General features: G+C 63.7%; 12 protein-coding genes. 9 read left to right on the forward strand and 3 right to left on the reverse strand.

All coding sequences use genetic code 11. From position 1 onward, the window contains the following. Positions 1–905 (reverse strand): glutamine synthetase family protein (locus tag BKY26_RS12565; protein WP_131541856.1); only part of this gene is annotated, 905 nt, incomplete at its 3' end. Between the two features lie 311 nt (positions 906–1,216). Then, positions 1,217–1,867, reverse strand: a complete 651-nt coding sequence (locus tag BKY26_RS12570) for a GntR family transcriptional regulator (RefSeq protein ID WP_071690737.1) — start codon at positions 1,865–1,867, stop codon at positions 1,217–1,219. A 143-nt stretch (positions 1,868–2,010) separates the two neighbouring features. Here BKY26_RS12570 and BKY26_RS12575 point away from each other — a divergent pair, with 143 nt between their 5' ends. The 8 genes from BKY26_RS12575 to BKY26_RS12610 all read left to right on the forward strand — a co-directional run bounded on the left by BKY26_RS12575 (position 2,011) and on the right by BKY26_RS12610 (position 10,228). Continuing rightward, positions 2,011–3,096, forward strand: a complete 1,086-nt coding sequence (locus BKY26_RS12575) for a polyamine ABC transporter substrate-binding protein (protein ID WP_071690738.1) — start codon at positions 2,011–2,013, stop codon at positions 3,094–3,096. 78 nt (positions 3,097–3,174) lie between these two features. After that, positions 3,175–4,311, forward strand: a complete 1,137-nt coding sequence (locus tag BKY26_RS12580; RefSeq protein WP_083431439.1) for an ABC transporter ATP-binding protein — start codon at positions 3,175–3,177, stop codon at positions 4,309–4,311. 9 nt (positions 4,312–4,320) lie between these two features. Continuing rightward, on the forward strand, positions 4,321–5,217 hold the full coding sequence (locus BKY26_RS12585) for an ABC transporter permease subunit (protein WP_071690740.1): 897 nt from the start codon (positions 4,321–4,323) through the stop codon (positions 5,215–5,217). Then, on the forward strand, positions 5,214–6,035 hold the full coding sequence (locus tag BKY26_RS12590) for an ABC transporter permease (protein WP_071690741.1): 822 nt from the start codon (positions 5,214–5,216) through the stop codon (positions 6,033–6,035). The genes BKY26_RS12585 and BKY26_RS12590 overlap by 4 nt, the downstream gene beginning before the upstream one ends. Beyond that, positions 6,032–7,372 (forward strand): glutamine synthetase family protein, encoded by a 1,341-nt coding sequence (locus BKY26_RS12595; RefSeq protein ID WP_071690742.1) that lies wholly within the window; start codon positions 6,032–6,034, stop codon positions 7,370–7,372. Before BKY26_RS12590 ends, BKY26_RS12595 begins: the two co-directional genes overlap by 4 nt. Positions 7,373–7,376: 4 nt before the next feature. After that, positions 7,377–8,708: an NAD(P)/FAD-dependent oxidoreductase gene (locus tag BKY26_RS12600; protein WP_071690743.1), complete on the forward strand. Its 1,332-nt coding sequence runs from the start codon at positions 7,377–7,379 to the stop codon at positions 8,706–8,708. A 3-nt stretch (positions 8,709–8,711) separates the two neighbouring features. Continuing rightward, entirely contained in the window at positions 8,712–9,431 is a 720-nt protein-coding gene (locus tag BKY26_RS12605) for a type 1 glutamine amidotransferase (protein ID WP_071690744.1), read from the forward strand. After that, positions 9,428–10,228 (forward strand): class I SAM-dependent methyltransferase, encoded by an 801-nt coding sequence (locus tag BKY26_RS12610; protein ID WP_071690745.1) that lies wholly within the window; start codon positions 9,428–9,430, stop codon positions 10,226–10,228. Before BKY26_RS12605 ends, BKY26_RS12610 begins: the two co-directional genes overlap by 4 nt. Before the next feature lie 138 nt (positions 10,229–10,366). On the opposite strand, the gene BKY26_RS12615 is transcribed toward BKY26_RS12610, so the two are convergent. Next, entirely contained in the window at positions 10,367–11,260 is an 894-nt protein-coding gene (locus BKY26_RS12615) for a LysR family transcriptional regulator (RefSeq protein ID WP_071690746.1), read from the reverse strand. 92 nt (positions 11,261–11,352) lie between these two features. Between BKY26_RS12615 and BKY26_RS12620 the strand changes: the two genes are divergently transcribed. After that, the coding region (locus BKY26_RS12620; protein WP_071690747.1) for a pyridoxal phosphate-dependent aminotransferase at positions 11,353–12,424 on the forward strand (1,072 nt) is incomplete at its 3' end.

Below are 12,424 nucleotides of genomic sequence, written 5' to 3' on the forward strand. Positions count from 1 at the left end.
CCGATAAAGTGGCGGAAGATGTCGGACGGGCTGCCATCCTTGTTCGAAAAGATGTTCTTGCCGGTTTTGATATCGACCACGCTTTGATGCAGATGCATGGCGCTGCCCGGCTCGTCGCGGATCGGCTTGGCCATGAAGGTGGCGAAGATGCCGTTCTTCAGTGCCGCCTCGCGGATCGAGCGCTTGAAATAGAACACCTGATCGGCCAGCCACAGCGGATCGCCATGCAGAAGGTTGATCTCGATCTGCCCGGCGCCGCCTTCCTGGATCACCGTGTCGATGCGGAACCCCTGATCCTCGGCGTAGTCGTAGATCGTGTCGATGACCGGCCCATATTCGTCGACGGCGGCCATGGAATAAACCTGACGGCTGGCGCCCTTGCGGCCCGTGCGGCCCAGAGGCGGCTGGATTTCCTCGTTCGGATCGGTGTTCGGCTTGGTCAGGTAGAATTCGAGTTCTGGCGCGACCACGGGCTTCCAGCCCTGCGCCTTGTAGAGCCCCAGAACCCGGCGCAGCACGTTGCGCGGGGCGATGGCCAGCGGGTCGCCTTCGCGGGTGCCCAGATCGCAGATGATCTGAAGCGTCGGGTCATCGGCCCAGGGCACGGCGGTGGCGGTGGACATGTCGGGCGTCAGCACCACGTCGCGTTCCAGCCACTGGTTCTCGATCTCCATATCCACATATTCGCCGGAAATGGTCTGGTAGAAGAGCGAGATGGGCAGGAAGAAGGTCTCGTCGGGGCGGAACTTGTAGGACGGCATCGCCTTGCCCCGCGAGGTGCCGGCAAGGTCGGGGATGATGCATTCGACCTCTTCCAGTCGGCGCCCGTCGAGGTAGTCGAGGAAGGCTTCGGGCAGATTGGTCAGCCAATCCGCCTCGGATTTCGCTTTGCGGGGCGTTCTCATGTTGTCCTGCCGCGGTGGTGGTTCGGTAAAGGCCCGTCCGGGTGTCCGCGCGTTCGCGGGGGCCGTTCGGTCGCCTGCTGAGAGAATATGATCAAATCTTTGAGTCTGTCAATCGGGCTGTCACGAGGGTTTCGCCGTGCCTGCGGCACGACGACCCGCGGGGGGCGCTGCCCCCCGGACCCCCCGAGGTATTTGGGCCAAGATGAAAAGGGTTCGTTAAGGATTGGGGATGCAGCTGATGCTTCCGTCTGTACGGGGGGTGTACGGGGGGTGTACGCCCGGTGCACGGGGGGTGCCGGGGGATTTCGGGTTCAGCCGCGCAGGGCCTGGGTCATCAGGTCGAGCCCCTGCTGGATGTCATCCTCGATGGCGCGGGCGGCGGCGGCCGGGTCGCCACGGCGCAGGGCCTCGATGGTTTCGGAATGCATGTCGGGCAGGTTCGAGGTGCCGAACCGGCCGCTGACCACGCGCAGCGAGGGGCCGAATTGCAGCCAGAGCGAGGTGACGATCTTGCGCAGGATGGGGGTGCCCGCCATATCGTAAAGCGCGAAGTGAAAGCGAAAATTGCTTTCCAGATAAGCCTCGATATTGCCGGTCTCGATGGCCTGATCCACCTTTGCATCAAGGGTTTCGAGCAGGGTGATACCCTCTTGCGTGATCTTTTCGGCGGCCAGTTGCGCCATCTTGGGCTCCAGCGCGAAGCGGGCGTAATAGATTTCGTCGATGCGCTGAGGCGACAGCTCTGGGACGCAGACCCGCCGGTTGCCAAGCGCCTCCAGCGCGCCCTCCGCCGTGAGCCTGCGGATCGCCTCGCGCACCGGCGTGACACCCGCCCCGACCGCATCCTTGAGCCCCAGAATCGTGACGCCCTGACCCGGCAGAACCTCGCCGAACAGAATCATGTTGCGGATCTTTTTGTAGATCGCCTCATGTTCAGGCAGTTTCGGATCACTTGCAGTCACGGCGCGGGCCTTTCATGATGAAATCCTGGTCATGGTTACCCGATCTGGCGGGTTTGGGGAGTGATTCTCATAAAATTCTTGCGCCGAATCGGGTTTTTGATCAAATAAAAAAGAAATCACTCAATCCAACGGGAGAATTTCGGATGTCTAACAGGGTACTCATGCTGGCGGCTGCGGGGTCGATGATCGCGCTCTCGGCGGCGGCAGAAGAGGTGCGGGTCTACAACTGGTCCGACTATATCGACGAGGCACTTCTGGCGCAGTTCGAGGAAGAGACCGGCTATGAGCTCGTCTATGACGTGTTCGACTCGAACGAGCTTCTGGAAACCCGGATGCTGGCGGGCGGCTCGGGCTATGATGTTGTGGTGCCGACCGGCACGTTCCTGCAGCGACAGATCCAGGCGGGGGCGTTCCAGCCGCTCGATTACGACCTGCTGCCCAATGCCGGCAACATGTGGGACGTGATCATGGACCGGACCGCGCAGTACGATCCGGGGAATGAGCACGCGATCAACTATATGTGGGGGACCACCGGGCTCGGCGTGAATGTGGGCCGGGTGCGCGAGATCCTCGGCGAAGATGCTCCGGTCAACTCTCTGGAACTGGTCTTCAACCCCGAGAACATGGAACGTCTGGCGGAGTGCGGCGTGTATTTCCTTGATGCACCGACCGAGATGATCCCCGCTGCCCTGACCTATATCGGAGAAGATCCCGACAGCCACGACCCCGATGTCATCGCGCTGGCAGAGCCGGTACTGACCGCCGTGCGCCCCTATGTGCAGAACTTCCACAGTTCCGAATACATCAACGCGCTGGCCAATGGTGACATCTGCGTCGCGATCGGCTGGTCCGGCGATGTGCTGCAGGCGCGGGCGCGCGCAGAGGAGGCGGGCAATGGGGTCGTGATCGAATATCATGCCCCGGTCGAAGGTGCGCAGATGTGGTTCGACATGATGGCGATCCCGGTCGACGCGCCGAACCCGGCGGGCGCCCATGCCTTCCTCAACTTCATCATGGATGCCGAAAACATGGCCGCCGCCTCGAACTACGTGTTCTTCGCGAACGGCAACCTCGCAAGCCAGGAATTTCTGGTATCCGAGGTGATCGACGATACGGCCGTGTACCCGGATGAAGTGACCATGGCCGCAACCTATACGACCCGGCCCTATGACGCGCGTGTGCAGCGTCTGGTGACCCGCATGTGGACCCGGATCAAATCGGGCACCTGAGACCCGCGTTGAGCCAGACAATCGTCGCGCCCGGTGACTGCACCGGGCGCGATGCCCCGCACGGGCCAAGGAGCCATCATGAAACCCGCCGCCAAACCTGCCGAGTTCGCCCCGTGGCTGGACCCGAATGAAACGCCCCTGATCCGCTTTGACGGGGTCACCAAGCGCTTCGGCGATTTCACCGCGATCGACAACATCGACCTCAAGATCTACCGCAAGGAATTCTATGCGCTGCTCGGGCCGTCGGGCTGCGGCAAGACCACCCTGATGCGGATGCTGGCCGGGTTCGAGACGCCCACAGAGGGCACGATCACCATCGGCGGGCAGGATATGAAGGGCATTCCGCCCAACCGGCGCGAAGTGAACATGATGTTCCAGTCCTATGCGCTGTTCCCGCATCTGACGGTCTGGGACAATATCGCCTTTGGACTGAAACGCTCGAAGATGGCGAAGGAAGAGATCCCCGAACGGGTGAAGGAAATGCTGCGCCTGACGCGGCTGGAGAAATTCGCCAAGCGCAAGCCGCACCAGATTTCCGGCGGTCAGAGGCAGCGCGTGGCGCTGGCCCGGTCGCTGGCCAAGGCCCCGAAACTCTTGCTGCTCGATGAACCGCTCGGCGCGCTCGACGCGAAGCTGCGCCAGCAGACCCAGTTCGAGCTGATGGATATTCAGGAAAAGACCGGCACCACCTTCGTGATCGTGACCCATGATCAGGAAGAGGCGATGACCGTGGCCAGCCGCGTGGCGGTGATGGACAATGGCAAGGTCATCCAGGTCGACACGCCCGCCCGCATCTACGAGACGCCCAATTCCGTCTATGTGGCCGATTTCATCGGCGATGTGAACCTGATTACCGGCAATGCCACGCTGAAGGACGAGGGCCTTGCCGCCCTGTCCTGGGCGGAAGGCCAGACCGAGATTATCGGCACGGCGGGCGAGGGGCTGTCGGCGGGCAATGCCACCTTCGTGATCCGGCCCGAGAAAGTGGCGATCAGCGCCGAGCGTCCCGAGGGCATGAACAATGTCGTGCAGGGCCGCATCCATGACATCGCCTATCTGGGGAATATCTCCACCTACCATGTCGCGCTGCCCGACGGCACAATGATGAAGGCGCAGGCGGCCAACAACCGCCGTCTGTCCCGGCGCAGTTTCACCTGGGAAGACGAGGTCTGGCTGTCCTGGACGGATACCGCCGGTCTTGTGCTGGCCGGGTAGGGGGGCATCATGAACCTCGCCCGCCGCACCCTGATCGGAATCCCCTATCTCTGGCTTCTGCTGCTGTTCCTTGTGCCCTTCGGGATCATCTTCAAGATCTCGCTGTCGGATTATGCGGTCTCGATTCCACCCTATACGCCGACGCTGGACCTGTCCGAAGGCTGGCAGGGCATCCGCGGCTTTTTTGCCGCGCTGGACTGGGAAAACTATGTCTTCCTGACCGAAGACGATCTCTATTGGCGGGCCTATCTGTCGTCGCTGAAGATCGCCGTGATCTCGACCTTCCTGACACTTCTGGTGGGCTACCCCATTGCCTATGGCATGGCGAAAGCCGCCCCGGAATGGCGGCCGATGCTGATGATGCTGGTGATCCTGCCGTTCTGGACCAGCTTTCTCATTCGCGTCTACGCCTGGATCGGCATTCTGTCGAACGAGGGATATCTGAACCAGCTGCTGCTGTGGACCGGCATCATTTCCGACCCGCTTCAGATCATGAACACGCCCACGGCGGTCTATATCGGCATCGTCTACACCTACCTGCCGTTCATGATCCTGCCCATCTACGCGACGCTGGAACGCATGGATGACAGCCTGCTGGAAGCGGCAGAGGATCTGGGCTGTTCGCGCCTGTCGGCCTTCTGGATCATCACCTTGCCGCTGTCGCGGTCCGGCATCATCGCGGGCAGTTTCCTTGTCTTCATTCCGGCTTTGGGCGAGTTCGTGATCCCCTCGCTTCTGGGCGGGTCGTCTACACTGATGATCGGCAAGGTGCTGTGGGAGGAATTCTTCTCGAACCGCGACTGGCCGGTGGCCTCTGCGGTTGCCATCATCCTGCTGCTGATCCTCGTGATCCCGATCATCCTGTTCCAGAAGAACCAGGAAAAGAACCAGGAGGCCGACGCATGAGACGGTTTTCCTGGTTCAACGCAACCGCGCTGACGGCGGGCTTCGCCTTCCTCTATATCCCGATGATCATTCTGGTGATCTACAGCTTCAACGAAAGCAGGCTGGTGACGGTCTGGGCCGGGTTCTCGACCCATTGGTATGGCGAGCTGTTCCGCGATCAGGCGTTCCTTGACGCGGCCTGGGTGACGCTGCGGGTGGCCTTCGTGTCCTCGACCATCGCCACGATCCTGGGCACCATGGCGGCCTATGTGCTGGTGCGCGGCGGCAAGTTCATGGGGCGGACGCTGTTTTCGGGCATGATCTACGCGCCTCTGGTGATGCCCGAGGTGATCACCGGCCTGTCGCTGCTGCTGCTGTTCATCTCGATCGGTCTGGATCGTGGCATCTTCACCATCATCCTCGCGCATACGACCTTTTCGATGTGCTACGTATCGGTCGTGGTGTCCTCGCGTCTGGTCAGCTTTGACCGGTCGGTGGAGGAAGCGGCGCTCGATCTGGGCTGCACGCCCTTCGATGCGTTCAAATCGGTGACCCTTCCGCTGATTGCCCCTGCCGTCATCGCCGGTTGGCTCTTGGCCTTCACCCTGTCGCTGGACGATCTGGTGATCGCGTCCTTCACCGCCGGACCGTCAGCCACCACGCTGCCGATCAAGATCTTCTCGTCGGTGCGCCTTGGCGTCAGCCCGGAAATCAACGCACTGTCGACGATCCTAATCCTCATCGTGACCATCGGGGTGATCTCTGCCTCGCTGGTCAGCAAACGCCGGATCGTGCAGCAGCAACGCGACGAACAGATGGCGGAACAGGCACAGCAATGAACCAGGAATACGAGGCCTATTGCGCAGCGCACGGGCGGCCCGAGCGCATTGAGCTGATGCTGTGCGATATCAACGCGGTGTTGCGCGGCAAATGGCTGCCGGGCGACGCCATCGGCAAGCTGGAGGCGGGCACCGTTCGCCTGCCCTATTCCACCTATGCGCCCGCGATCATGGGCAACGAGGTGGAGGCAACCGGGCTTGGCATCGTTGTGGGTGATCCTGACGGGGTCCTGGTGCCCGTGCCCGGCACATTGTGCCCGGTGCCGTGGATGCCCGGCAATGTGGCGCAGCTTCAGGTGGAAATGCTGACGCCAGAGGGCGGGGCCAGCCCGATTTCTCCGCGCGAATTGCTCAAGAACATGCTGGCGCGCTTCAAGGAGCGCGGCTGGCATCCGGTTGTCGCCACCGAGCTGGAGTTCTACATCCTGCGCCCGCGCGAACGTGGCGACGACGCGCCCATACCACCTGCGCGCACCCCCATGGCCCAGAACTACGATCTGGAGGTTGTCTCGCGGCAAGAGGCGATCCTGACCGAGATTCTCAATGCCTGCGAAACGCAAGGTCTGGAGACCGACACGCTGATCGCCGAATACGGGCCGGGTCAGTTCGAGGTGAATTTCCATCATACCGACGACGTCCTGCGCGCCGCCGAGACCGCGATTTTCTTTCGCCGTCTGGTGCGCGGGATCGTGGCGCGGCACGGGATGGAAGCCACCTTCATGGCCAAACCCTATGCGGATGCGCCGGGCAACGGGATGCATGTGCATTGCTCGGTTCTCGATGATGAGGGCAACAATATCTTCACCCCCGAACCCGGACAGAGCGGCCCGTCGCCGGTTCTCAAACAGGCGGTGGCGGGCGTGCTGGACACCATGGCCGATCTTCAGGTGATCTTCGCACCGCATATGAATTCCTACCGCCGGTTCCAGAGGATGAGCTTCGCGCCCTCCGGCCCCGATTGGGGGCTCGACAACAGGTCCGCCGGGGTGCGCCTGCCGGAGATTGGCGGCAAGGGCGCGCGGCTGGAACATCGGATCGCCGGGGCCGATGTGAACCCCTACCTGGTGCTGACCGCGATCCTGGGGGGCATTCTGCACGGCATCGACACCGACCCCGAACTGCCACCGTCTCTGGATGAACCGGGGGCAGAGCCCGCCGATCCCCTGGGCCATGACTGGTTCGACGCGGTGGAACGGTTCGCGGAGTCCGACCACGCGGCGGAGATCTTCGGGGAGGAATACCGCTTCATCTACACCGCCGTGAAAAATGACGAGGTGCAGACCCTGACCAGCCTGATCACGCCCGTGGAATACCGCTACTATCTCAGCCGCCTCTGACCCCATGCGCCGCCTCTATGAACCGATGGCCTACGGGCCAGAGCCAATCGCCCACAGCTTCTGGCCCACCACGGTCGAGGCCGTGCCGGCGCATTCCCCCGTTGAGGGTGCGCATGAGGTGGACATTGCCATCATCGGCGCGGGCTTCACCGGGCTCAACGCTGCGCTGGCGCTGGCCGAGGCGGGGCGCGACGTGGTGGTTCTGGAGGCCGAACAGCCGGGATGGGGCGCTTCGGGGCGCAATGGCGGCTTCTGCTGTCTGGGTGGGGCGAAGGCGGGGCCGACCCAGTTGCTGAAGCGGTTCGGCGAGGCAGACACGCAGGCCTATTACCACGCCGAACGGGCGGCGGTGGATCATGTCGCGGCGCTGCTTGACCGGTACGGGATCGAGGCCGACACTCATTCCGACGGCGAAACCCTGCTGGCCTTCCGGCCCAAGGACATCGCTGTGTTGCGCGATCTGTCGGCAGAAATGCGCCGCTTCCAGCAAGTGGACTGCGAGCTGATCCCGCAAGAGGCCTTGGCCGACCGGGGCCTGTCCAGCCCCGAGTTCCACGGCGCGCTGACCACCCCCATCGGCTTCGCGCTCAACCCGATGAAATACGTGCTTGGGCTGGCCCGTGCGGTTGTTGCGGCCGGGGGGCGGATCTTCGGCGGCTCACCTGTGATGCGCATCGGGGCGGAGAACGGGCGGCATGTCCTGACCACGCCAAAGGGCAGCGTGATCGCCAAGCGACTCGTCGTTGCCACCAACGGCTACAGCGCCGACGATCTGCCCGGCTGGCTGGCCGGGCGCTACCTGCCGGTGCAGTCGAACGTGTTGGTCACGCGGCCGCTGACGGATGAGGAGCTGTCGACGCAGGGCTGGACCTGCCATCAGATGTGCTATGACACCCGCCACCTGCTGCATTATTTCCGACTGATGCCGGACAGGCGCATGCTGTTTGGCCTTCGTGGCGCAATGAAGACGACGCCCCGCGCCCATGCCCAGACCCGCGCCATCGCGCGTGCGGATTTCGAGCGGATCTTCCCCGAATGGCGGCATGTGGAGACCCCGCATTTCTGGTCGGGCCTTCTGGCACTGGCGCGTGATCTGGTGCCTTATGCGGGACCAATCGAGGGCATGGACAACGCCTGGACGGCCATGTGCTACCACGGAAATGGCGTCGCCATGGGCAGCTATGCTGGGCGGCTACTGGCCGCGCAGATCATGGGCGAGGGGCCGGCCACCCCCGCCCCCTTGCGTTCCGTTCCAAGACGGTTTGAACTGGGCCGCTGGCGGCGCGCCGTGCTGCCCTTCGCCTATACGTATTACGGCCTTCAGGACCGGGGATAAGAGATGAACAAACAACCCGTGATCGGCATTCTGGAAACCGGCCGTCCGCCCGAGCAGCTGGCCCCGGAGCATGGCAATTACCCGATGATGGTGCGGGATTGGCTGGATGTGCCGGAGGCTGAGTTCATCAGCTTTGCCGCGCTCGATGGCGAGTTGCCTGATGACCCGCGCGCGGCCGACCTCTGGGTCATCACCGGCTCTCGTTTCGGGGTCTACGAAGGGCATCCCTGGATCGCCCCGCTGGAGGGCTTTGTGCGGGCCTGCCGCGATGCGGGCGTGCCGATGGTGGGCATCTGCTTCGGCCATCAGGTGATCGCGCAGGCGCTTGGCGGGGATGTGGGGAAATCCGACAAGGGTTGGGGTTTGGGTGTACATGACTATACCCCCCATGACTGGCCCGAGGCGCTTGGCCAAGCTCCTGAAAAGATTGCGATTCAGGCCTATCATCAGGATCAGGTCTTCACCCCGCCCGAAGGGGCCGAAACGATTGCCAGCAGTGATTTCTGCGAACACGCTGCGCTGTGGTATCCCGGTTTCGCGCTGACCGTTCAGGGCCATCCGGAATTCGGCAAACCCTATACGCAGGCGCTGCTGGAAAGTCGCCGTGGCACGGTGCTCAAACCCGAGGAGGTGGATGTTGCACAGGGCAGCATGGGCAAGGACGTGACGCGATCCGACCTGGCGCGGATCGTGCGCGAGCATCTGCTGCCGGTGCAGGAGTGAGCGACGCGGAGGCCATTGCCGCGAACCGCGCGGCCTGGGATCACTCGGCGCAGCATCACCGGGGCAATGCGGAATGGCAGCGGCTGGTGGCGGGCTTTGCCGATCCCGGCTTTTCCTGCTTTGACGCGACCGTGACGGAGGCCCTGCAAGCCGTTGGTGTGGAAGGGAAATCCTGCGTTCAGATCGGCTGCAACAATGGCCGGGAATGCCTGTCTCTGAAGGCGCTCGGCGCGGGCCGGGTGCTGGGGATCGACCAGTCGGCGGCCTTTCTCGATCAGGCGTGGGATCTGGCGGCGATCTCGGGGCGTGAGGTGGCTTTCCTCTGCGCGGATATCCATGATCTGCCCGATGGGGTAGGGCAGTTTGACCGCGCGCTCATCACCATTGGCGTTCTCAACTGGATGCCGGATTTGTCACGGTTTTTCAAGGCGGTGGCGGGGCTGATCGCACCGGGTGGGGCGCTGATGATCTACGAGACCCACCCGTTTCTGGAGATGTTCGACCCCGATGCGCCGGACCCGTTCACGCCCGCGATCAGTTATTTCCCGGACGGCCCCGATGTGGCGGCGGAAAGCATCACCTATGACGGCAGCACGCCTGCGGGAGAGGCGCCCGTCAGCTACTGGTTCGCGCATCGGTTGGGCGAGGTCATCAGCGCCATTGCCGGGGCCGGGCTGAGGATCGAACGGCTGGAGGAGCACCCCCATTGCAACCGGGAGTTGGCTTATGAGCAGTATGAAAACCGCCCCGCGCAACTACCGCTCTGCTATGTTCTGACGGCGCGGAACATGGGCTGAAAACAGGGGGCTGCCCCCCGTGCACCGGGCGTGCACCCCCTGTACACCCCCCGTACAGACCAAACGCGGGTTCCGGGCGGGGGACGGCTGTTCGAACAGCCGTAAAAGATCCTTCGAAGGATCTTCCCCGCGCCCTGTTCAACGGGTTGCGATCTCCTCGGCCAGCCAGTTGCGCAGCGCAACGAGTGGCGGGTAGTCCGAGCCGGCCTCGGGCCAGGTCAGGTAGTAGGCGCCAAATCGACCGGCTTCGGACTGGGGCAGCGCCCGAAGGACACCGCTGGCCAGGTCCGCCTCGACCAGAAAGCGGGGCACAAGCGCCGCGCCCAATCCCTGTTTGGCGGCCTCGATCATCGTTGCGAACTGGTCGAACTGCACCGCGACCCTGTCTTCTGCCCCCAGCCCGTGCGCCATGAACCAGCGCCGCCATGCGCCCTTGCGGCTTTCGATCTGAAGACGGGGCAGGTCGGCGACATCGGCGGGCAGGGCGACCCTGCGGGTCGCGAGCAGCGAGGGAGAGGCCACCGCGACATTCTCCTCCTCCATCAGCTTGAGAAAACCCGCGCCGGGCCAGTCTCGCTGGCCGAAATGAATCGCGGCGTGGAAGTCCTCTCGCGCGAAGTCGAACGGGTGGGTGCGGGTGGCGAGGTTCACCGTCACGCCGGGATGGGCGGCCATGAAACCCGGCAGGCGGGGGGCGAGCCAATAGGTGCCGAAGGCGGGCAGGATCGCGAGGTTGAGCAAACCGCCATGCGGATTCGAGCTGAGCGAGAGGGTCGCGCTGGCGATGGTGGCGAGCGCCCCGCGCAGTTCCTTGGCATAGGCCGCACCTGCCGGGGTCAGGATCAGGCGCTGGCGGTCGCGGGTGAAGAGGCGTTGCCCGAGTCGCTCTTCCAGCTTTTGCACCTGTCGGCTGACGGCCCCTTGGGTCAGGTCAAGCTCGGCCGCCGCTTCGGTGACGGATCCAAGCCGGGCCACGGCCTCAAAGGCTGAAAGCCAGGGTAGCGGGGGCAGGAAGCGGCGCGGGTAAGTCATTCCGTTTTGTAATGAGTATCTGCCGGATTGTCGATGGAATGTGTAATCTGCCTGCGCTATCCCATGCGCAATCGTCAAAAAGGTTCCCTGTGATGACTGATTTCCGCCGTTCCCGCCGCGCCAGCAATCTCGCCCTGTCCGAGATCGTGCGCATTTCCGAGGCCGCCCGTGCATTGCGCTCCGAGGGGCGCGATGTGCTGACCTTTGGTACCGGGGAGCCGGATTTCCCGACGCCGGGGCCTGTGATCGAGGCCGCGCATGAGGCCGCGCTGCAAGGCGAAACGACCTATCCGCCGACGCAGGGCACGCCCGCGCTGCGCAAGGCGATTGCGGACAGCGCCGGGTTCGCCGCCGATCCGGGGCAGGTGATCGTCTCCACGGGGGCAAAGCAGGTGATCGCAAACGCGTTCCTTGCCACGCTTGATCCGGGCGAGGAGGTGATCCTGCCCGCGCCCTACTGGACGAGCTACGCCGATATCCTGACGATCTGCGAGGCGGAACTGGTCGCGCCGCCATGCGGGGCGGAAACGGGTTTCAAACTGACGGCGGACGCTTTGGCTGCCGCGATCACGCCCAAGACTCGGTGGCTTCTGCTGAACAATCCCGGCAACCCGTCCGGGGCGCTCTATTCCAAAGCCGACCTGGAAGCGCTGGCCGGGGTGCTGCGCGTGAACCCGCATGTCTGGGTGATGGCCGACGAGATCTATGAACATATCGCGTTTGAACCCTTTACCTCGTTCCGCAATGCCGCGCCCGATCTGGCGGATCGCACGCTGGTCGTGAACGGCGCGTCCAAGGCCTACGCGATGACCGGCTGGCGCTTGGGCTGGGGTATCGGCCCGGTGCCGCTGATCAAGGCGATGGTGGCGGTGCAGGGCACCTCGACCTCGGGCGCGTCCTCGATTTCGCAGGCCGCCGCGCTGGCCGCATTGACCGGCCCGCAGAACCTGCTGGCAGAGCGCTGCGATGCTTTCCGCGCGCGGCGGGACATGGTGGTATCGGCGCTGAACGCGATCCCCGGCATCGATTGCCCGGAACCCGGCGGCGCCTTCTACGTCTTCCCCTCCTGCGCGGGGCTGATCGGCAAGCGCCGACCCACGGGTGAGGTTCTGGAGACCGATGCGGATGTCTGCGACTACATTCTGAGCGCCGAAGCCGTGGCGC

It is taken from the genome of Nioella sediminis, from assembly GCF_001879695.1.
Lineage (GTDB): Bacteria > Pseudomonadota > Alphaproteobacteria > Rhodobacterales > Rhodobacteraceae > Nioella > Nioella sediminis.